Raw genomic sequence first — 18,671 nt, 5'->3', positions numbered from 1 at the left:
CGGCCATGGAGCTTCCCGAACCGCCCTACTACGCGGTGATCTTCACGTCCCGGCGCACCGACGGCGACCGCGGCTACGCCGAGCGCGCCGCCCACATGTCCGAACTCGCCGCCGAACAGCCCGGCTATCTCGCCCAGAACTCCGTGCGTGACGAGTCCGGGCTCGGCATCACCGTCTCGTACTGGAAGGACGAGGACTCCATCGCCGCGTGGCGCACGCACCTGGAGCACACCGAAACCCGCCGCCGGGGCCGCGCCGAGTGGTACACGGAATTCGATGTGCACGTCACCCGAGTCGAACGCGCTTACCGCTTCGAACGTCCGTGAAGGGAACCCTGAGGGACTCTGATTCCCTCAGGGTTCCCCTCACGACCTTTACTGCCGGGTCATGGAGAAGCTCTGGCCGTCCGAGCCGATCGCGCCGGGGGTCCAGGTCGCGCTGCCGCCGTCGTCCGCGTTGAGGCCCTGCGGGCTGGTGTCGGCGAGGTTCTTGCCGTCGAATTTGACGCCGTCGAACTTCACGCCGCCGTTGATCGCCGGGTACGAATCGGACGGCGATTCGATGATCGCCTCAGCCGACGAGTGCTGCGCGTTCAGCGACTGCGTGGTCGTCTTCGTCCAGCCCTGTGTGTCGTTCTTCAGGTCGAGTTTGTAGCTGTTGTTGCTGCGCGTGACCGTCGCGGTGATGTGGTCGCCCGCCTTCACCGGCGCCTCGCTCGCCGAGTAGTACACCGGCGCGGCCGGGTACATTTCGTACCACGCCTGGTATTGCGGGCTCCCGCTGGAACAATCGGTCGCGACGCCGGTCTGCTCCACAGAGGACGATCCGTCGCCGTCGATGCCCACCCACGGCGCGAACAGGTCGTTGCTGGAATTGCAGGTCGCCGACGGTTCGGTCCAGCCGGCGGTCGCGGTGGTGAAACTGCCGAAACTGACGTAGCCGCCCCAGTTTCCGCCCGAGTAGTGGTTCCCGTGGAAGTGCTTGCCGAAGGTGACGGGCCCGGCTCCCGCGCCGGCGACGAGGGTCGCGGCCGCGAACGCGCCGACCGCCAGCAATCCGAGGGGACGACGGAAAGATCGAGAACTCATGGGCATCCAATCTGGTCACGGGAGTGCCTGCGCGTACCAGTGTTGAATTTCACTCGCCCGAGTTGGTAGCTACTTTCGAAGGGTATTCACATCTCGGGAAATCTTCACCAAATGTCCCGATTCTCCTGTGTGTACACGGAAGTCCGTGCCCGCCCGCCTGGGGAGGCAGCGGGCCGGCACGGACTCCTTCCGAAGTGGACTACCGCGCCGTACGGGCGTGCGCGGCGTCCACGAACTGCGTGGTGTACGTCTTGGACAAATCGATCTTGTCCTTTTTGGGCTTGACGTTGCTGGAGGAAGCGCCGAGCACCTTCAAGACGTTCTGCGCGCCGGACGGGTCCATCCGGCCGTCCTTGGTGAACATCGGCAGACTGTCCTTGAGCGACTTGACGTACAACGCCTTGTCCCCGCCCGCGAACGACGGCGGCATCAGATCGGCCACCTGCTCCGCGGTGTGCGTGGAAAGCCACTTCAGCGAATTCACATACGCGTTGGCGAGTTTCTGCACGACGTCCGGATAACGCTTCACGATTTCGCAGCTCATGTACAGCGAACTCGCCGGGTACAGCCCGCCCAGCGCCGCCCGCGTGCCTTCCGGCGTGCGCATGTCGTACAGCACCTTGGCCTGCCCGGTGTTGGTCAACTGCGCGATGGTCGGGTCGGTCGTCATGCCCGCGTCGATCGAACCTTGTTGCATGGCAGAGATAAACGTCTGCCCCGCCCCGACCTTCACCGGCGTGTAATCCTTGCTGCCGACCCCGCCGCGGCTCGCGAGCGCCTTGGTGAGGAAGTCCGTCGACGAGCCCAGCGACGTGACGCCGAGGTTCTTGCCGCGGAAATCCGCACCGGACTTGATGTGCCCAGCCTTCGGCGTGGCGACCATTTCCGCTTCGCCGGGCACATTCGCGAACTGCACCACGCTGGTAATGCATTGGTCCTTGGCCTGCAGGTCGATCGTGTGGTCGTAGAATCCGACCACACCCTGCACCTCACCGGCCAGCAACGAGGTTTCCGCGTTGGCCCCGGACGGCTGGTCGAACAGTTCGACGTCCAGGCCCTGCTTCTCGTACTCGCCCAACTGCTTCGCGAGCTGGCCCGGCAGATAGATCACTTTGGACAGTCCGCCGACCATGATCTTGATGTGCGGCCGCCCGCCGTTGCCGAGGTCGATCTCCCGGGAATCCCGGCAGGCGCTCACCCCGGCCACGGTCACCAGCGCGGCCGCCGCGACCGCGAGTGTCCTCTTCAGCCGCATATCAGATATCCCGTCGTCCGTCGTCGGCCGACATCTGCGGACGCCAGCGGAGCAGTTTGCGCTCCGCGGAACCGATCAGCCATTCCGCGAACAACGCGACGACCATGATCACGAGCATCCCGGCGTAAACCCCGGCGGTGTCGAACGTGCCTTGCGCGTTGGCGATCAGGAAGCCCATACCCGCCTTGGCACCGGTGTACTCGCCGACGACCGCACCGATCAGCGCGAAGCCGAACGCGACGTGCAGCGACGAAAGAATCCACGACGTCGCGCTGGGCAGCACGATCGACTGCAGCACCTGCCACCGCGTCGCGCCAAGAATGCGGGCGTTGTCGATCAGGTTGCGGTCCACTTCCCGGGCACCGGTGAACGCGTTGAAGAACACCGCGAAGAATACGAGCACGAACACCGTCGCGACCTTCGAAGACAGCCCGAGGCCGAACCAGATCACGAACAGGGCGGCGAGCACGATACGCGGCATCGCGTTGGCTGCCTTGATAAACGGGGCCAGCACCTCAGCGAGATACGCGCTGCGACCAAGAATGACGCCGCAGATCACACCAGCGACCGCGCCGAGCACGAAACCGATAACGGCTTCTTCGACGGTCACCAGGATCTGGTACCAAATGGTCCCGAAGTCGGTCCCGGTGGTGAACCATTCGGTGAGCCGTTCCCAGATCTTCGACGGCATCGAATAGAAGAACGGGTCGATCCAGAACCGGCCCGCCACCTCCCACAACCCAAGCCAGGCAACGAGAATCGCCAGCCGCAGCAACCAGACGTTGCGCTTGTGCCGTCCGACGGAGCGCTTCGCGCGGGAAAGAATGTCTTGTTCGGTTTCGAAGACCGGCGTCGGCGCGGTCTGAGTCTCAAGCGACACCGGTCGCTCCCTTCTGGCGAGCCTTGTCGACCTCGCCGCGCAGCGATTCCCAGATGTCGGAGTAGATCTTGCGGAATTCCTCGGTCAGCCGGAGTTCCTCCACCTTGCGCGGACGCTCCAGCGGAATCTCGAAGACGTCCTTGACCGTCGCCGGGCTCGTGGTCAGCACGACCACCTTGTCCGCCAACGCGATCGCCTCGTCGAGGTCGTGCGTCACGAAGATCACCGCGGCACCGGTGCCGGACCACAGCCGGAGCAGTTCGTCCTGCATCAGCGCGCGAGTCTGGACGTCGAGCGCGGAGAACGGCTCGTCCATCAGCAGGATTTTCGGTTCGGTGACCAGCGTCTGCGCCAACGCGACACGCTTGCGCATACCGCCGGAAAGCTGGTGCGGGTAGTACTTCTCGAACCCGGCCAGACCGACGCGGCCGATCCAGTCCGCTGCCTTCTTCCGTGCGTCCTCTTTGGACACGCCGCGGAAGCGCGGTCCGGAAGCGACGTTGTCCAGCACCGAACGCCACGGCATCACCGCGTCGGTCTGGAACATGTAGCCGACGCCGTCCGGAATGGACTTCACGTCGGAGCCGTGCACGACGACCCGGCCCGCCGACGGCGGCTGCAACCCGGAGACCAGGGACAACGTGGTGGATTTGCCGCATCCGGTCGGCCCGACCACGGCGACGAACTCCCCCGGTTCGACGGTCATGGTCAGCTCGCGGACAGCGGTGTGGACAGAACCTGATCCGCTCGGGAACCTTTTGGTGGCGCCGATCAGTTCGATGAGTGGGGCCATCGAGGTGACTCCTTCGTCACGGTGGGGACTCGCTCGAGGCAGGTTAAGAGCGCGTTTCGCGGTGGAGAAGCTTGTCGACGTTCTGCGTGCGCTCTGCGCGTTCTCCACGTTTTGCTCGTTTAGCGCACAGCGCTGAGCTGGGGGTATGTTCCCTGGCATGCCGAAGTGGGCGCTCTTTCCGCGGATGCGGTTCACCCGTCAGGTGCTGCTGTTGCAGATCGGCGTGGTGGTCCTCGTCGTGGGCCTCGGCGTCGCGCTGATCAGCTGGCTCCTGCGCACGACGCTGACCGAACAGTACGGCGAGCGGGCGCTGGCGATCGCGAAATCAGTGGCGACGGAGCCGGTGGTGATCGCGGGCGCGGCGGCCCGGAAGCCCACACCGGAACTCCAGCAGCGAGTCGAAGCCGAGACGCAGACAGACGATGCGCTGTTGTTCGTGGTCATCACGGACGATCACGGCATCCGGCTGGCCCATCCGACGCTGTCCGAGATCGGCAAGAGGGTGAGCACGCCGTGGGAGGAGGTGATCGCGGGCAACGACGTGGTGAGCGAGTTCAACGCGGGCACCTTGGGGCCGTCCGTCCGCAGCAAGACCCCAATCAAGCAGGGCTCGCGGGTCGTCGGCGAGGTGAGCGTCGGCTACCGCATCGGAGAGCTGACCGGCGACTTCAACCGGCTGTTCGTCCTGACGGTGGTCTTCGGCGGCGGCGCTCTCCTGATCGGCGCGGGTGCGTCCGCCCTGCTCAACCGCCGCCTGCGCCGAGTAACCCACGGCCTCGAACCCCACGAACTGACCGAACTGCTCTACGAGCACGAAGCCGTCCTGCACGGCATCGGCGAAGGCGTCCTGGCTGTCGACGCGGAACATCGGGTGACCGTCCGCAACGACGAAGCCGAACGCCTCCTCGACATCCCGCTCCCAGTCGGCACTCCGCTGGAAGACCTGGACCTGTCCCCGCGAGTCCACAAGGCAGTCGCGGAAGGACGCCCGGTGGACAACCTCCTGGCCGTAGCCGGAAACCGAGTCCTGGTGATCAATTCCCGTGCCGTACAACGGGATGAACGCTCGCTCGGCACCGTGCTGACCTTCCGCGACCGCACCGACCTCGACACTCTCACCCGCGAACTCGACGGCATCCGCTCACTGTCCGACGGCCTGCGCGCGCAACGGCACGAGTTCGCGAACCGCCTGCACACGCTGTCCGGCCTGCTGCAGCTGGGCCACCACACCGAAGCCGAGGAATACCTGCAGACCCTCACCGAATCCACCGCCTCGCGCGCGGAACCGCTCGACGACCGGGTCACCGATCCGTACCTGCAAGCCCTGCTGGTCGCGAAAACCGAGCAGGCGCAAGAAAAAGGCATGGAGCTGCGACTGGCCGACGACGCCTGGGTCCCCGCCTCGGTGACCGACCCGATCGCCGCGGGCACCGTCATCGGCAACCTCGTCGACAACGCCCTGCACGCCGCCCGCATGGGCCCGCGCCGTCCAGCGTGGGTCGAAGTCGGCCTGCTCGCCGATGGTGCCGCTTTGCACGTGTCCGTTGTGGACAGCGGACCCGGAATTGACGAAACCCTGAGGGACAAGCTTTTCGACGAAGGAGTGTCCACAAAGCTCAGTCCGGGCCACGGACTGGGGTTGGCTCTGGCCCGCCAAGCCGCGCGGGCCCGCGACGGCGACGTGTGGCTCGCCGACCCCGGCGGCGCGACGACCGGCGCGTTGTTCGTCGCCAAACTTCCCGGCCTGCTGGACCGACCCGAGGAGACCGACGCATGATCCGCACCCTGATCGTGGACGACGATTTCCGCGTCGCCGGCGTGCACGCGGGATTCGTGTCGGAGGTGCCGGGATTCACCGTCGCCGGGGTCGCGCACACCGCCGCCGAAGCCCGCGCCCGCGTCCGGGAGCTGGCCCCGGACCTGGTGCTGCTGGACGTCTACCTGCCGGACGAGCCCGGCCTTTCCGTCCTGCCCGATCTGAAGACGGACACCATCGTGCTGTCCGCCGCCACCGACGCCGCGTCCATCGCCGCCGCGATCCGCGCCGGTGCGCTGAACTACCTGATCAAACCGTTCACGACGCGACAGCTGTCGGAACGGCTCACCTCGTACGCCCGCTATCGCAGCCTGGTCGCGACCGAACGTCCCCTGTCCCAAGACGACGTAGACCGGGCATTCCGCGCTCTGCACGACCAAGACCGCGCGGCGACGCCGAAGGGCCAGTCAAGCGCGACGGCGCGCCTGGTGTCGGAGCGGCTGCGCGGATCGCCGACACCGCTGTCGGCCGCCGAAGTGGCCCGCGAGCTCGGCATGGCCCGCGCCACGGCGCAGCGATATCTGACCGCGCTGGCGGAGTCCGGAGCAGTGGAGATGCGGCTTCGCTACGGCGCGACCGGGCGGCCGGAGCACGAATACGGCTGGATCGGCTGATGCCGTCGTGAGTGCTTGTCCCGGTGAGAACCGGGATGAACACTCACGACTCAGCGCCCGCCGGACATCCGCTGAGCCGCGTCGAACCACGGCTTCCAGTCGAGGAACTGGTCGATACCCACCCGCGGCGAGGTCTTGCTCGGAGCGGGCGTCCCGAGGTCCGCCCGCGGATCAGCCTGCTCCGGGGCCGCCGGAGCCGCCGTCTCGCGCGGCGTCGTCGGGCGGATCGGGTTGTGCCGCCGCACCGGGGTTTGGTGCGAGGGCACCGGGACGTACACCGTGACCGGCGGCGCGGTTTGCGTCACCGGCGGCGTGATCGTCTGCGGGACCGGGATCTGCTGCTCCGCGATCGGGACGCGCTGCTCGGCCTGCACGACGGCGTCGTCGGTGGACTGGCCGGGAAGCACGCCGGTGAAGAACCCGCCGGCGAGCCAGCCGAGTCCGACCAGGACGACCGCCACCCCGGTGCCGACCCACACCCGGGCCCGCCGCCGCGACGCCACCGCGCGCGGGCGTTGCTCGGCAGGCGCGCATCCGGCGATCACCGGGATCTGCTGGGTCGATTCACAGCTCGTCTCCGGTGCCGCTTCGTCCAGCAGCCGCGGCCCGCGCGGCATGCTCGCGGCGATGATTCCGGTGCGGTCGACCAGTTCCCCGGAGGCGCGGTCAGCGGGCGCGGCCAACCGGCGCTCGGCAAGGCGCAGCATCGAGGACTACCTCCGGGGTGCGGACACACGAGTGGACTGGCAGCATTCTGCGACATTCCCGAGGGGTTCGGCGAAAATGCAACTCCATCGAGTGATCAAGAATGCGGACAGTCGCGACGCGTTATCCGTTCCGCTCGACTCGCTTGAGCCCTTGGCGCGCCAAAACCGCGAGCGGGCGCTGGTATGCCGAACCGAGCACGCGCGGGATCGCGTCGATCACGTAGGCGTCCGCTCCGATGAGGATCCGCGCGGACCGCCTGCGCACGCCGCGCAGGATCGTCTCGGCCGCTTTCTTCGGTGTGGTGCGGGCGATTTTGTCGAATCCGGCCGCTGCCTTGGCTTGGTCGCCGCCGCCTCCGCCTCGGGCGTTGCGGGCGATGTTGGTCTTGATCCCGCCCGGGTGCACGCAGCTGACGCCGACCGGATGCCGCGCCGCGAGCATTTCTTCGCGCAGCGACTCGGTGAATCCGCGAACCGCGAACTTCGCCGCGTTGTAAGCACTCTGCGTAGGCACTCCGACGAATCCGAACACGCTGGAGATATTGACAACGTAGCCGTCGCCGGAGTCGATGAGGTGCGGCAGGAATGCCTTCGTCCCGTTCACGACGCCGCCGAGGTTGATGCCGAGCAGCCAGTCGAAATCCTCGAACGTCATGTCCTCGACGGTCGCCCCGAGCGCCACCCCGGCGTTGTTGACGACGAGGTTGACCCGTCCGTGCTCCCGCACGACGTCCTCGGCGTGAGCGAGCACCGCGGCCCGGTCGGCGACGTCGAGCGAATGGCCCCGCACCTCGGCGCCGCGTTCGCGAGCTTCGCGCACGGTGCCGTCGAGACCTTCGGCGTCGACATCGGACAGTTCGAGGAGAGCGCCGTGCAACGCGAGTTCGAGCGCCAGCGCCCGGCCGATGCCCGACCCCGCCCCGGTGATCACCGCGACTTTGTTCGAGAAGTCCTTCATAGTCTCCCCACCCTGGTCTCACCGCTTTCTCTGATACTAGTGACGAGGACCAGTACAGGAGGTGGCATGCGGCGCACGGTGATCGGGCTGCTCGCACTAATCAGTGCGAGCGGGACCATCGTGGCATGCGCTGAGCGCGCGTCGGACGAACCCGCGGTCGCGTCGTCGACCCCGACGAAGCCGATCCACGCGTCGATCGGCGCACTGTTCGTCGACGGCTCGCATTACTGCACCGCGAGCGTCGTGCACAGCCAGCGCGGAGACGAACTGCTCACCGCGGCACACTGCATCCACGACGGCGAAGGCGGCGGCTACCTGGCGAATGTCACCTTCGCCCCCGGCTTCCACGACGGCGTCGCGCCTTACGGGTACTGGCAAGTCGGCGGCGAACTCGTCGCTCAGGGTTGGATCGATTCGTCTGATCCGAACCTGGATGTCGGCTTCGCGACCGCACGCCAGGAGGGCTCCCCCGAACCCCTGGAAGCGGTGACCGGAGCCAACCAACTAGGCACGAACGGCCCCTTCGCCCGCCCAGTGACCGTGGCCGGCTACCCCGACGGCGTCGACGAGGTCGCCACCTGCGAAACCCACACCCAGCAGCAAGACGAACACCAGGTACGCGTCGACTGCCCCGGCTTCGCAACCGGCACCAGCGGCAGCCCACTGGTAGCGGACCCGTCCCCCGAGACGAAAACGGGCACCGTAGTAGGAGTGATCGGCGGCTACGAAGCAGGCGGGTACACGGACGACGTGTCGTACTCGAGCTATTTCGACGACCAGATCACCGATCTCTACAACCGGGCGACCACGATGCCGTGACATGATGCGCCCCATGAGCACGCGCGACGTCCCGATCACCGGGGAACCGATCCGGCTGGGCCAATTCCTGAAACTGGCCGACCTCGCGGACAACGGCTCGCACGCGAAAGACCTGATCGACGCGGAAGAAGTCACGGTGAACGGCGAGGTGGAAACCCGCCGAGGCCGCCAGCTGGCGGATGGCGACGTAGTCAGCGTCGGCACCGAGAACGCCCGCGTCTCCCTGGAGCACTGACCTCCGGCCCGACATCCGTGAGGGCCACCTTCACGGACTCAGAGTCCCTCAGGGTTCCCCTCACGACCATCGCCGGTCCGTGAGGGGCTCCTTCACGGAATCAGATTCCCTCAAGGAGCCCTTCACAGCCCACCCGCCCGCTCCGCTCGCCGCGATGCGCCCCAATGTGGCATTGGGTGCGTCCCACGCACCCAATGTGGCGTTCGGTGCATCTGACGCACCCAACGCCACATTGGGGCGCTAGCCCCAACCCGAAACCGCAGCCGGTGCACCCAACGATCGAGGCACCCAGACCCTCCCCCGCACCCCGATACGAAGCCTCCCTGCGGTCTGGGGGTGCTTGTCAAGGCATCTTTCCCGCCTTGACAAGCACCCCCAGACCGTCAGCACAATCAACCTTCGGGGTGCCTCACGCACGCCAGGGCCGATGTCGCCGCCAGGCGACGAGCCGCATCACCCCACAGTGGTCAACGGCGGCAACCCCACCTTCAACGCCAAAGAATCCAACTGCCTCCGCACCGCCCCAGACAACGGCACCCCCAACGCCCGGCACTGCTCCAAATACTGAGCCTCCCGCCACCCGGGATACCGAACCGGAGTCCCGCCCTCCCACCCGAGCATGCTCCCGAACACCGCACTGGCCGCCCGATAAAACCCATCAGCACTGCGCAACGTCGTAGGCGCGATCGCGAGCACCAGCAACCCGGTGTCATGCTCGTGATCAGCAACCCCGGACAACACCCCGGCCAGCACATCGACCATCAACGCAAACCCGGCAAACTGCGGATTGCGAGCGGTATCAGCAAGGTCGACGTCAAAAACGAACTCCGGATAAGCCCCGGCGGGAGCAGCCATCCCCAACGGATGAACCGGCTGATCGGCATACCCCCCAGCAGCCATGACAATCCCGATCATCCCGTGCGGCAACGCCCGCGCGGCATGATGCCCAACCCGCCCAAACGGCCCGACCCCACGCAACGACAGCAACCCGACCCCGAACCGCCCAGCCCGCTGCACGGCCCGATCCATCGCATCGCCAACCGCCCACAGCCCGGACGCGCGCCGATAGTCGACAAGCGCCGCAGCCCCGCGATCCGCGATCAGCAACGGCTGCGCACCAGGACTGACGAATCCGCTTTCGATCGCGGGCAGATGCACCCGAGTCAACTCCCCGACGCCAGTCTCCGGCGCGCCAGTGAGATCGCCGTGGCACAACGCCTCCGCCGCCGGACGCGCGCGTTCCTCGGGAAAGCCTTGTGCCATCAGGACAACGGAAACGAGCGTGACCAGTTCGTCGGCGGGGACGCGCTGCCAGGCCTGCTCGGGAATCGGGGTGTCGGCGGGAACTTCCGGGACGGGGCGGCTGAGCCGGGGGGCACGCGGTCTGAGGGGCACTTCATCAAGGTTGCCGGGCGATCTCGGACCCCGTCAACGAGGTTGGCCCTAGAGTGTGATGCGGTGAGCCGCAGAGACGTACCCTGAGGCACATGTGCCGAAACATCACGACGCTCCGCGGCCTGCAGCCCGCCGCCACCACGGACGAGATCGAAGCCGCGGCACGCCAGTACGTGCGCAAAGTGACCGGGGTGCAGTCCCTTTCGGACGCGACGCGCGAACCGTTCGAAGCGGCGGTCGCCGAAATCACCGAAATCACCGCGCGGCTGCTGGAAGAACTCCCGCAACGCCGCCAGCCGCCGGCGACCGTGCCGCCGCTGCGCCGCCCGGAGGTCCAGGCGAGGATCGCCCTGCGCGAGGCCAAGAAAGCCTGACGCCGCAATCACTCCACGGCTTGCCCAGGGAACTTCGGCTTGATCTCCCGGTTGAGGTAGCGCCCTGGGCTGTCGGCGGCCATCAGCGCGCGATGCACCCGCGCGGGCACGAGGTGGTAGCGGTAGACGCCGCCGTTGCGGAACCCGATTTCCAGCACCGACTTCGCGGCGTCGTAGCCGACGTCGCGAATGACGGAGGACTCCACGGGAACCCGGCGCACAGCACGGCCAGGGTACCCGCGCGACCGCCGGATACCGGTAGCCGAATCACGGTGGAACCGACACCGCGGATCAGGCCCGGCCCGCTGACCTTCGGCAGACCCGCCCCATCGAAGAAAACAGCCCCGGTCTCCCGCACGAACGCGGAACCCGGGGCCAGACACTCGAGGCGTCAAGCGGAAGCGGAGGGATTTGAACCCCCGGTAGGTTTCCCTACGGACGCTTTCAAGCTGAGCGGTACTTAGCGCTGTGCTCACCTGGCTCTTTGCAGCTTACCAGCGAACGAATGACCCCCAAGCGAGTGTAGTGGACTTGATCTTGAGTTATGCCTGCTGGAACCCCGGGAGGCTCCGAGCGGCGAACCGTCGAAGCTCTGCGAGGGGACGGCGAGCCCTTCCTCGTGTTCGCTTGCCGATCTCGCGGTACTCCCCGGCAGAGAGATCGAGCAACCGGACGTACAGCGTCCGCGCGTCCACGACGAGCTGTTCGGCGATCTCGCCGGCATTGTCCGACCAGAGCGCCGCGTCGGCGAGTTCGGCAACGGTGATCAGTCGCCGGGCTGCGACGGCGTGCACCTGCCGCTCGAGTCGCGTGTCGAGCCAACCCACACCGCAATAGCCGAGGACGTCGTCGCGTCGTTCGTGGTGGACGATTTCGTGAGCCACCGTGCACCGTGCCTCGACCTGATTCAAGATCGGGTTAAGCCGAATCAAGCCACCCCGGTAAGCGCCCCACCCGGCGACCGCAGGCGACACGATGACCTCGGCGCCGAGATGCTCGGCATGTCTGTACGGGTTGTACCGTCGGCCCCATTCCATGCGTGTTCCTCCCCAAACACGCAAGCGGTGGGAAGTCAGGCGCCGGTCTCCGGTCCGGGTTCGTCGGGCCGTTCGGCGTCGCTGAGCCACTCGCGTTCTTGTTGAACTCTCATCGGTTCTACGTCTGGGCTGTCGGCGACGAGATGGAGAGAGTTACCGGGGGTAGACGTGGGATGTTTCACGGGCGAACGGGGAACTTCCGAGGTAACGCGCTTGAACCTGATGTCGATCTCGTCGAGCAGCTCGCGCACTGAGTAGGCGGCGAGACCCTGCCTCGATTCCTCCACCGTGAGCAGGCCGGCACCGACGAGCAGGGGCACGAGAGGCTCGTCGAGCGCCTCGGCGACAGCTCGCGCGTTGCCGATCGTGGGTGGTGAGCCGCGGTTTCGCCAATCCGAGATGCGACTCTCGGACACGCCGGCCGCCCGGGACAGGTGCACCGGCTTCCAGCCTCGCCGGTCAAGTTGCGCTTGCAAGTACGTCCACCACTGCCCGTCAGCCATGACGCAATGTTACTTCCGCATACGGAACTAGCGGAACCCGACTTACGTCGTTCGTCCGAATACTTGCGCACACGGAAGCGTTGAAACGGCGTCCCATCTGCACGTATGGTCGATCTTCCCAGGGGTTAGGGATCTTCCACACACGGAAGCAGAGGGGAACTGTCTGTGACATCGCACGTCCGCATCCGACCGGATGCGCTGAGTAAGGTCGCGACCGCGAAGGGGTTGCGGTCGCGGTACGCGCTGGCGAAGGCCCTCGGCGTGAGTCAGTCGACCGTCGGGCGCGTGCTCGACGGCGAGCAGTGGCCGGGAAACGAGTTCATCGCCGCGACCATTAACGGGCTCGACATCCCGTTCGACACGGTGTTCGAGGTGACCGTCGGCGAGATCGCCTCGACGCACGAGCGCACGGGCGTAGTCGGATGAGCGCCGCCGCTGTCCGTGTCGGCACCTTCGAGCCCGGCACGGCCGAATGGTTCGCCGCTCGCGCGTCCGCGCTTGGGGGTTCCGAGGTCGCCGCCGTACTCGGGCTGTCGCCGTGGGAATCGCGTTTTTCGCTGTGGCATCGAAAGAAGGGAGCCGCGAGCGCAGCGGACGACAACGCTGTCATGCGGTGGGGTCGCTGGCTCGAGGACCCGATCGCCCGCGCATTCGCCGCGGCGCACCCCGAGTATCGGGTGCGCAGGTCCGGGACGTGGGCGAGCCGTGCGCGCCGGTGGCAGGTTGCAACGCCCGACCGGCTGTTGTCCAGCTTGACCGCTCGTGCGTTGCTCGAGGTCAAGACCGCGCACAACGCCGACGAGTGGGGCGAGCCGGGTACCGACGAGGTGCCGATCTACTACCGGACGCAAGCCCTGTGGCAGCTCGACACGCTCGGCTTGTCCCGCGCGCACATCGCCGTGTTGATCTCCGGCTCGGACTACCGCGAGTACGTCGTCGACTGGAACATCGCCGAGGTTTCCGTGCTCCGCGAAGCCGCCCGGGAATTCCTCGACACTCTCGAGCGCGACGAGCGCCCGGACATCGACGAGCACACCGCGACCTATCGCACGGTGCGCGCACTGCATCCGCTCATTGACGACGTCGAGGTCGAGATCGCCCCGACGCTGGCCGAGTGCTACCGCGCCGCGGTCGCAGAGCACAAGGCCGCCGAGGACGCCAAGCGCCGGGCGGCCGCCGAGGTGCTCGACGCGCTCGGCTCCGGCCGGCGCGCCGTGGTCGCTGGCGAGTCGATCGCCATCCGCGTACCGGGCACCGGCGACTCGCCGCCGTCGCTGCGCCCGTCTCCCATCCGTTCGACACCGCAGAAGGTGAGCGCCGCAGCATGACCACTCAGACCGTCACGTCGGCCGTCGCGCAGCAGCGGGACAGCTCGCCGGCCGCGCTGGTGCGCAAGTACCGCACGGACTTCGCAACGGTGCTCCCGAGTCACATCAAGCCCGAGACGTGGCTGCGCATCGCTACCGGTGCCCTGCGCCGGAGTCCGCAGCTTGCGCACGCCGCGGAGAAGAACCCGACGTCGTTGCTTGTCGCACTTCTCGACGCCGCGCGCAAGGGTCTCGAGCCAGGTACGGAGCAGTACTACCTAGTGCCGCGCAAGACCAAGCGCGGTCCCGAGGTCGTCGGCATCACCGGGTATCAGGGCGAGGTGGAACTCATGTACCGGGCCGGCGCGGTGTCGTCGGTCAAGGTCGAGGTGGTGCGCGAACACGACACGTTCGCCTACAACCCGGGCGAGCACGACCGGCCGGTGCACGAGATCAACTGGCGCGCCGACCGCGGCGACCTGGTCCTCGCCTACGCCTACGCGAAGATGCGCGACGGGGCGACGAGCAACGTCTCGGTGCTCTCCGCCGAGGACATCGCCGTCATTCTGTCCAAGGCCGAGGGCGCCGACTCGCCGTTCTCGCCGTGGCAGTGGAACCCCAAAGCGATGTGGCTCAAGTCGGCCGCGCACCAGCTCGCGAAGTGGGTGCCGACCAGCGCCGAACGCGTTTGGCAGCCCGACGGGCCATCGCCCGAGACGCCTCCGGCCGCGCCGGTCTCCCTGCCCACCGTCGAGGACGTCGTCGACGCCGAAGTCGTCGAGGACTGGCCAGCCGCGCCGACGGACGCCCCGGACGGTGAGCGATGACCGCGACCAGTGCGAAGGGGCTCGAGGTGATCGCCGACGAGCCGACCGAGGCACCGATGCGCGCCAAGGGTGGCGCGCCGGTGCTCTGGCGGCAAACGCGAACGCTGCTGCTCGCCGACGGGTCGACGACGTACGGGTGCCTGCATTGCGACTACACCTCGGACAACATGCACTCGATCCGGCCGCACCTGAACAAGCACCGGACCACACCGGCCGCCGAGGTCGAGGTCGACCCGCTCGACGGGCTCACTCTCGGCGAGATCCGGCAGCAGCTCGCCGCGGCCGACGAGTGGAAGGCGCGCGCGGTGCGCGCCGAGCAACACCTGTCGATGCTGCGCTCAGCCCTGCGAGAGGTGACCGCGTGACCGCGTCCGCGCTCGTACCGGCTGACCGCGTCGTCTTCTGCTGCGCCGAACACCTCGGCGCCGGCTGCTGCGACCCGACCGACTGCTCGCCTTGCTGCCCAATGTGCCCGATGTGCCCGGTGGTCGCGGTGCGGACGCCGGCGCAGCGGGTCTACGACATGTCCGGGCACCGCGAGCTACTCGCCGACCTGGCCGAGTGGGCTCGCGAGATCCGGTCGCGCGCGTGGGAAGGAACGAAGCCATGGCCGACCAGCTCGCCCTAGGGTTCGCCGACCGACACGACGGTCAAGAGGCGAACCTCGCCGCCGCGGTCGCCGTGAACCGCGACTACCGGGCCGCCGCTGAGGCAGTGCTCGCCGAGCTGGTTCGCGAAGGCCGGCCGTTCACCGCCGAGGACATTCGCAAGGCAGTCCCGAACGACGTCGAGCCGCACTCGCCGAACGTCCTTCCGTCCGTGCTCGGCACGTGGGCCGCCCGTCGGCTGATCATGCCGTGCGGCGAGTACCGAAGCCGCCGGCGAAGCCGGCGCGCCAGCCGTAACCGGGTGTGGATCGCCCGCGGCACCGCCTCGGCCACGTAGCCGACCACCCGCTCTATCCAACGAAGCACGTCACCGACCAGTGGCGGGCGCGGTGAAGCGCGCCCGCCACTGCACCGCCCCAGGGGGACCAGTGATCATCGAATTTCCCGGCACCAGGACCGCGGCCGCACCGGTGCGCAAGCTCGACGCGCTCGCCGTCGAGGCCGCACTCAACGGCCGACGCGCCTACGACGAGTTGCACCCGTGCGAGGTTTTCGAGGTCGTCCGGATCGCTCGCCGGCGCGGCGACACCCTCAACCAGGTCGCCGCGCTGCTCGACGTTGATTTCTTCGTGATCGCCGACGAGTACGACGCCGCGGGGGTCTGATGAGCGTTCAAGCCCTGCGTTGGGCCGCCGAGCAACAGGTCGGCGCCCCCATGCCGAAACTCGTGCTCTACGCCCTGGCCGAGCATGCCAATCGCGACGGCTACGCCACAACGTCACTTACCACGCTCGCGCGAGAGACCGAGGCGTCGCGCCGAACCGTGCAGCGCGGGCTCGACACGCTCGTCGAGCAACGGCTCATCGCCCGCACCCGACGCCAGCGCGGCACCGGCGCCGACACGTCCAGCGAGTACCGCCTCATGCTCAACCGACCCGGCGACGGTGCCACACCGACACCCCAAGGGGAGGGACACACCGACACCCCCGAGTGTCAGAACGACACTCCCCCCGTGCCAGAGCGACACACCGGGAGTGTCGGACAGGCACCCCACGCGGGTGTCACAGCGACACCCCAAGGTGAACCGGAACTACTGAACCGAACTACGGAACCGAGCCGTCACGCGCGCCCGCACACGCGAGGCACCACCACCGCGGCGGAACTCTCGGCGACCGCGTCTCGGCCCGACGCCTACCGGCTGGTGACGTCCTGGCGCGACCAGACCGGCGCCGCCTATCGGCCGGCGACGATTCGCGCGCTCGCCAAGCAGGTCGACGGCATTTTGCGCGACGGCGGCGCGCTGGTCCCGTTGCGAGCCGCGCTCGACGAGTGGGACCGCCGACCGGACGCTCGGCCCGGTCTGCTGCCACACCTGTACGACGACGCGGTCAAGGCCACCCGGCACGCCGAGCAGCCGTCGACCCGTTCCCCGACACCGCGTAGCGCCCGGGGCGAGAAGATCCGCGGGTGGCTCGCGCTCGCCGCCGAGTCAGCGCCGACCGATGGCGAGCCCGTCGAGCTGCTCGTCGCCAGCGGGGGCAACTCGTGAACCGCACGGAGGTCGCCGCGCTGCTCGGCGCGGCCTCGGCCGTCGACCCGAAAGTGCCGCAACCCGATCCGGACGTGCTCACCATGTGGGCCGGCATCCTCGACGACGTCCCGGCCGACGTCGCCGGCGCCGCGGTCCGCGAGCACTACCGGCACAACGGCGAGACCGTCATGCCGGCCGACATCGTCGAGTACTGGCGCGCGGTTCGTCGCGACGTCGCCGAGCGTCGGCACACCGCCGAGTTGCGAGCCCACGCCGCCGATCGTCGGCCCGATCTGCGCGCCATCCGCGACGGCATCGCCCGCGTCACCGCGGCGCTCGCCATCACCCGCGGAGTCGACCCCGAGCACGCCGAGGCCGAAGCCGAAGCCCGCCGCGCGTTCCTCGCTGTGCCGTGCACCTGGTGCAAAGCCCAACCGGGTGCACCGTGCACCGGCCCCGGCGGCAAGCCGCTCACCAAACAGGCCGCGCACGATGCGCGGCTCGCCGACGCGCTCACGTCCACACGCTGAACACCTCGGGGGATTCGATGAACAACAACGACGAGACCACGCACGCGACCGGTCGCCGGCGTCGCCGCGCGCACGCGCGCGTCTTCACCGGCTCGACGTATTCCGGCGGTGCCGCATGAGGATCGGTTCTCTGTTCAGTGGGTACGGCGGGCTCGACCTCGGTGTGCAGGCCGTACTCGGCGGCTCGGTCTCCTGGCACGCCGAGATCGACCCCGACGCTTCCCGGGTGCTCGAGCACCGCTGGCCCGGTGTGCCGAACCTCGGTGACATTGCCGCGGTCGACTGGTCGCAGGTCGACCCGGTCGACGCGCTCACCGGCGGGTTTCCCTGCCAGGACGTGAGCGCGGCGGGCAAGCGGGCCGGTCTGCGCCCCGGCACCCGCTCGGGGTTGTGGTCGCAGATGGCCTACGCCGTGAGCATCCTCCGTCCTCGGCTGGTCATCGCCGAGAACGTCCGGGGGTTGCTCAGTGCACCAGCCGCTAGCCACGTGGAACCGTGCCCGTGGTGTCTGGGAGATGACACAAGCCATGTTCTGCGGGCACTCGGCGCCGTACTTGGCGACCTGGCCGACCTCGGGTACGACGCGGCGTGGTGTGGCCTACGCGCTGCCGACGTGGGCGCCCCGCACGGGCGATTCCGCGTCTTCGTCGTTGCTGCCGACACCCACCTCGAGGGACGAGAAGGGACCGAACCAGCGCGGCGACGAGACGTGCCTACACGGGGCGTTACTTCCGACGCCACGGGCGAGCGACACAGGCACACCGGGCCGTCGGGCGGGGGAGGGCTTCACGCCGCCGCTGTCGCAGGCGATCAACGAGATGTTGCTGCCGACGCCGACCGCGTCGGACCGGTTCGGGCCGGGCAGCCATGGGGACGGAGGCGCGGACCTGCGCACGACGGTGCACCTGTTGCCCACCCCGACGGCGACGGACGCGAAGGCCAGCCGCAACGCGACCGCGAACCGATCGACGAGCGGACATCACGGCGGAACGACGCTCACCGACGCGACGCTGTTGCTCCCGACCCCGAAGGCATCCGACGGACGCAGCGGGAGCCCGAACTACAGGGACAGCAGGGGCGGGGCGACTCTGCCGTCGACGGCGTTCGCGCTACTGCCGACACCACGCACAGGGACGAAACGCACAAGCGTGCGATGGGCGCAACGGCCAGCCGAGCAGGGCGGCGCGTCGGGGGCGAGCCTCGAGCAGGCGCTCGAACTGGCGCAGGGCATCCTCCCGCACGAGTTCACGAGCTGGGAGGAAGTGCCGACCGCGTGGATTTCGGCGGCTACGAACCCGCCGTACAGCGATGGGAGCGCGCACTCGGGCGACTCGCCCCCGCACCCACCGCCGAGGGGAAGCGCGGCGCGCGAGTCCTGAATCCGGCGTTTGTCG

At 68.1% G+C, this 18,671-nt stretch carries 27 protein-coding genes and 1 pseudogene; 17 read left to right on the top strand and 11 right to left on the bottom strand.

Features of this window, described 5'->3' with window-relative positions; genetic code table 11:
* Positions 1–5: 5 nt before the first annotated feature.
* The gene (locus tag ACFORO_RS23225) at positions 6–326 is read left to right on the top strand and encodes an antibiotic biosynthesis monooxygenase family protein (protein WP_377868710.1); all 321 of its coding nucleotides are present in this window, start codon (positions 6–8) and stop codon (positions 324–326) included.
* A gap of 48 nt (positions 327–374) precedes the next feature.
* Here ACFORO_RS23225 and ACFORO_RS23220 read toward each other — a convergent pair whose 3' ends face one another.
* The 4 genes from ACFORO_RS23220 to ACFORO_RS23205 form a co-directional block, all read right to left on the bottom strand.
* Complete coding sequence (locus ACFORO_RS23220; protein ID WP_377868709.1) at positions 375–1,088, bottom strand: G1 family glutamic endopeptidase; 714 nt, start codon at positions 1,086–1,088, stop codon at positions 375–377.
* Positions 1,089–1,287: 199 nt separating this feature from the next.
* Positions 1,288–2,343 carry an ABC transporter substrate-binding protein gene (locus ACFORO_RS23215; RefSeq protein ID WP_354750877.1) on the bottom strand — a complete coding sequence of 352 codons (1,056 nt, stop codon included), beginning with the start codon at positions 2,341–2,343 and terminating at the stop codon, positions 1,288–1,290.
* A 1-nt stretch (position 2,344) separates the two neighbouring features.
* Positions 2,345–3,223 carry an ABC transporter permease gene (locus ACFORO_RS23210; RefSeq protein ID WP_377868708.1) on the bottom strand — a complete coding sequence of 293 codons (879 nt, stop codon included), beginning with the start codon at positions 3,221–3,223 and terminating at the stop codon, positions 2,345–2,347.
* Positions 3,213–4,016: an ABC transporter ATP-binding protein gene (locus tag ACFORO_RS23205; RefSeq protein ID WP_116200696.1), complete on the bottom strand. Its 804-nt coding sequence runs from the start codon at positions 4,014–4,016 to the stop codon at positions 3,213–3,215. The genes ACFORO_RS23210 and ACFORO_RS23205 overlap by 11 nt, the downstream gene beginning before the upstream one ends.
* Positions 4,017–4,200: 184 nt before the next feature.
* Between ACFORO_RS23205 and ACFORO_RS23200 the strand changes: the two genes are divergently transcribed.
* Together ACFORO_RS23200 and ACFORO_RS23195 are read left to right on the top strand one after the other, a co-directional pair.
* The gene (locus tag ACFORO_RS23200; protein WP_354750883.1) at positions 4,201–5,793 is read left to right on the top strand and encodes a sensor histidine kinase; all 1,593 of its coding nucleotides are present in this window, start codon (positions 4,201–4,203) and stop codon (positions 5,791–5,793) included.
* The gene (locus tag ACFORO_RS23195; protein WP_344287659.1) at positions 5,790–6,446 is read left to right on the top strand and encodes a response regulator; all 657 of its coding nucleotides are present in this window, start codon (positions 5,790–5,792) and stop codon (positions 6,444–6,446) included. The genes ACFORO_RS23200 and ACFORO_RS23195 overlap by 4 nt, the downstream gene beginning before the upstream one ends.
* A gap of 50 nt (positions 6,447–6,496) precedes the next feature.
* On the opposite strand, the gene ACFORO_RS23190 is transcribed toward ACFORO_RS23195, so the two are convergent.
* The gene (locus ACFORO_RS23190; protein ID WP_377868707.1) at positions 6,497–7,153 is read right to left on the bottom strand and encodes a hypothetical protein; all 657 of its coding nucleotides are present in this window, start codon (positions 7,151–7,153) and stop codon (positions 6,497–6,499) included.
* 121 nt (positions 7,154–7,274) lie between these two features.
* Positions 7,275–8,111, bottom strand: a complete 837-nt coding sequence (locus ACFORO_RS23185) for an SDR family NAD(P)-dependent oxidoreductase (RefSeq protein ID WP_354750880.1) — start codon at positions 8,109–8,111, stop codon at positions 7,275–7,277.
* Positions 8,112–8,177: 66 nt separating this feature from the next.
* Here ACFORO_RS23185 and ACFORO_RS23180 point away from each other — a divergent pair, with 66 nt between their 5' ends.
* Positions 8,178–8,930, top strand: coding sequence for a trypsin-like serine peptidase (locus tag ACFORO_RS23180; RefSeq protein ID WP_377868706.1), 753 nt, complete (start codon positions 8,178–8,180; stop codon positions 8,928–8,930).
* A gap of 13 nt (positions 8,931–8,943) precedes the next feature.
* Positions 8,944–9,165 (top strand): RNA-binding S4 domain-containing protein, encoded by a 222-nt coding sequence (locus ACFORO_RS23175; RefSeq protein ID WP_354750882.1) that lies wholly within the window; start codon positions 8,944–8,946, stop codon positions 9,163–9,165.
* 453 nt (positions 9,166–9,618) lie between these two features.
* On the opposite strand, the gene ACFORO_RS23170 is transcribed toward ACFORO_RS23175, so the two are convergent.
* Positions 9,619–10,560 carry an Ldh family oxidoreductase gene (locus ACFORO_RS23170; protein ID WP_354743476.1) on the bottom strand — a complete coding sequence of 314 codons (942 nt, stop codon included), beginning with the start codon at positions 10,558–10,560 and terminating at the stop codon, positions 9,619–9,621.
* Between the two features lie 92 nt (positions 10,561–10,652).
* Here ACFORO_RS23170 and ACFORO_RS23165 point away from each other — a divergent pair, with 92 nt between their 5' ends.
* The gene (locus ACFORO_RS23165; protein WP_354743478.1) at positions 10,653–10,934 is read left to right on the top strand and encodes a DUF2277 domain-containing protein; all 282 of its coding nucleotides are present in this window, start codon (positions 10,653–10,655) and stop codon (positions 10,932–10,934) included.
* Positions 10,935–10,942: 8 nt separating this feature from the next.
* Here the strand turns inward: ACFORO_RS23165 and ACFORO_RS23160 are convergent, their stop codons facing one another.
* The 3 genes from ACFORO_RS23160 to ACFORO_RS23150 form a co-directional block, all read right to left on the bottom strand.
* A complete protein-coding gene (locus ACFORO_RS23160) occupies positions 10,943–11,155 on the bottom strand; it encodes a KTSC domain-containing protein (protein WP_354743480.1) in 213 nt (70 codons plus the stop codon).
* Positions 11,156–11,476: 321 nt separating this feature from the next.
* Positions 11,477–11,818 carry a hypothetical protein gene (locus ACFORO_RS23155; protein WP_377872917.1) on the bottom strand — a complete coding sequence of 114 codons (342 nt, stop codon included), beginning with the start codon at positions 11,816–11,818 and terminating at the stop codon, positions 11,477–11,479.
* 188 nt (positions 11,819–12,006) lie between these two features.
* Positions 12,007–12,474 (bottom strand): helix-turn-helix domain-containing protein, encoded by a 468-nt coding sequence (locus ACFORO_RS23150; protein ID WP_377872918.1) that lies wholly within the window; start codon positions 12,472–12,474, stop codon positions 12,007–12,009.
* A 165-nt stretch (positions 12,475–12,639) separates the two neighbouring features.
* On the opposite strand from ACFORO_RS23150, the gene ACFORO_RS23145 reads away from it, so the two are divergent.
* The 9 genes from ACFORO_RS23145 (at position 12,640) to ACFORO_RS23105 (ending at position 17,277) form a co-directional block, all read left to right on the top strand.
* Positions 12,640–12,900 (top strand): helix-turn-helix domain-containing protein, encoded by a 261-nt coding sequence (locus tag ACFORO_RS23145; protein ID WP_377872919.1) that lies wholly within the window; start codon positions 12,640–12,642, stop codon positions 12,898–12,900.
* Positions 12,897–13,802 carry a YqaJ viral recombinase family nuclease gene (locus tag ACFORO_RS23140; RefSeq protein ID WP_377872920.1) on the top strand — a complete coding sequence of 302 codons (906 nt, stop codon included), beginning with the start codon at positions 12,897–12,899 and terminating at the stop codon, positions 13,800–13,802. Before ACFORO_RS23145 ends, ACFORO_RS23140 begins: the two co-directional genes overlap by 4 nt.
* Positions 13,799–14,608 carry a recombinase RecT gene (locus ACFORO_RS23135; protein ID WP_377872921.1) on the top strand — a complete coding sequence of 270 codons (810 nt, stop codon included), beginning with the start codon at positions 13,799–13,801 and terminating at the stop codon, positions 14,606–14,608. The genes ACFORO_RS23140 and ACFORO_RS23135 overlap by 4 nt, the downstream gene beginning before the upstream one ends.
* Positions 14,605–14,973 carry a hypothetical protein gene (locus tag ACFORO_RS23130; RefSeq protein ID WP_377872922.1) on the top strand — a complete coding sequence of 123 codons (369 nt, stop codon included), beginning with the start codon at positions 14,605–14,607 and terminating at the stop codon, positions 14,971–14,973. The genes ACFORO_RS23135 and ACFORO_RS23130 overlap by 4 nt, the downstream gene beginning before the upstream one ends.
* Positions 14,970–15,236 carry a hypothetical protein gene (locus ACFORO_RS23125; RefSeq protein ID WP_377872923.1) on the top strand — a complete coding sequence of 89 codons (267 nt, stop codon included), beginning with the start codon at positions 14,970–14,972 and terminating at the stop codon, positions 15,234–15,236. The genes ACFORO_RS23130 and ACFORO_RS23125 overlap by 4 nt, the downstream gene beginning before the upstream one ends.
* Entirely contained in the window at positions 15,215–15,553 is a 339-nt protein-coding gene (locus tag ACFORO_RS23120) for a hypothetical protein (protein ID WP_377872924.1), read from the top strand. Before ACFORO_RS23125 ends, ACFORO_RS23120 begins: the two co-directional genes overlap by 22 nt.
* 91 nt (positions 15,554–15,644) lie before the next feature.
* Entirely contained in the window at positions 15,645–15,881 is a 237-nt protein-coding gene (locus ACFORO_RS23115; RefSeq protein ID WP_377872925.1) for a hypothetical protein, read from the top strand.
* The gene (locus ACFORO_RS23110; protein ID WP_377872926.1) at positions 15,881–16,765 is read left to right on the top strand and encodes a helix-turn-helix domain-containing protein; all 885 of its coding nucleotides are present in this window, start codon (positions 15,881–15,883) and stop codon (positions 16,763–16,765) included. Before ACFORO_RS23115 ends, ACFORO_RS23110 begins: the two co-directional genes overlap by 1 nt.
* Positions 16,762–17,277 carry a zinc finger domain-containing protein gene (locus tag ACFORO_RS23105; protein WP_377872927.1) on the top strand — a complete coding sequence of 172 codons (516 nt, stop codon included), beginning with the start codon at positions 16,762–16,764 and terminating at the stop codon, positions 17,275–17,277. The genes ACFORO_RS23110 and ACFORO_RS23105 overlap by 4 nt, the downstream gene beginning before the upstream one ends.
* Here the strand turns inward: ACFORO_RS23105 and ACFORO_RS23100 are convergent.
* Positions 17,261–17,515 (bottom strand): hypothetical protein, encoded by a 255-nt coding sequence (locus ACFORO_RS23100; protein ID WP_377873047.1) that lies wholly within the window; start codon positions 17,513–17,515, stop codon positions 17,261–17,263. The two genes, ACFORO_RS23105 and ACFORO_RS23100, sit on opposite strands and share 17 nt — an antisense overlap.
* Between ACFORO_RS23100 and ACFORO_RS23095 the strand changes: the two are divergent.
* Both ACFORO_RS23095 and ACFORO_RS23090 read left to right on the top strand, forming a co-directional pair.
* Positions 17,441–17,905 (top strand): annotated as a pseudogene (locus ACFORO_RS23095) (DNA cytosine methyltransferase); the annotation flags it as partial. The gene ACFORO_RS23100 and the pseudogene ACFORO_RS23095 overlap by 75 nt on opposite strands.
* Positions 17,793–18,656, top strand: coding sequence for a hypothetical protein (locus ACFORO_RS23090; protein WP_377873048.1), 864 nt, complete (start codon positions 17,793–17,795; stop codon positions 18,654–18,656). The pseudogene ACFORO_RS23095 and the gene ACFORO_RS23090, both read left to right, overlap by 113 nt.
* Positions 18,657–18,671 lie beyond the last annotated feature (15 nt).

Source organism: Amycolatopsis halotolerans (genome assembly GCF_042647905.1).
Classification (GTDB): domain Bacteria; phylum Actinomycetota; class Actinomycetes; order Mycobacteriales; family Pseudonocardiaceae; genus Amycolatopsis; species Amycolatopsis halotolerans.
The sequence above is the reverse complement of the archived record's forward strand: the minus strand, read 5'-3'. Positions and strand labels throughout refer to the sequence as shown.